This is a genomic window from Acidovorax sp. A1169 (genome assembly GCF_030704685.1).
GTDB lineage: Bacteria > Pseudomonadota > Gammaproteobacteria > Burkholderiales > Burkholderiaceae_C > Acidovorax.
The window spans coordinates 1-380 of sequence record NZ_JAUZDX010000075.1 but is presented as its reverse complement, the minus strand read 5'-3'; the positions used below and the strand labels follow the sequence as shown (position 1 = coordinate 380).

Here is a 380-nt window from a genome sequence, read left to right as displayed (position 1 = left end):
AGCTTGGCGGCCACGCGGGGCGCGATGTTCTTGCCGCTGGCGGTGGCGGGGAACAGGATGTGGCTGTAGTTGGAGGCGATGGCCAGCACTTGGGCGGCCACGTTCTCGGCCAGGCCGTGTTCCAGGCCGGGGGCATCGGCGTGGATGACCTTGGCCACACCCGCGATTTGTGCGGCGGATTGGGCTGCAGCACCGGCATTGTGGCCGGCGATCAGCACGTGCACGTCGCCACCGCAGGCAATGGCGGCGGTCACGGTGTTGAAGGTCGCACCCTTGACGGTGGCGTTGTCGTGTTCGGCAATAACGAGTACGGTCATTTTGTTGTTCTCCTTATGCGTCAGATGACTTTGGCTTCGTTCTTGAGCTTGTCGACCAGGGCA

The 380-nt window shown here is 63.4% G+C and carries 1 pseudogene; it reads right to left on the bottom strand.

Going from position 1 to position 380, the window contains the following annotated elements:
- Window positions 1–317, bottom strand: a pseudogene (locus tag QYL93_RS31875) (electron transfer flavoprotein subunit alpha/FixB family protein); the annotation flags it as partial.
- Window positions 318–380 lie beyond the last annotated feature (63 nt).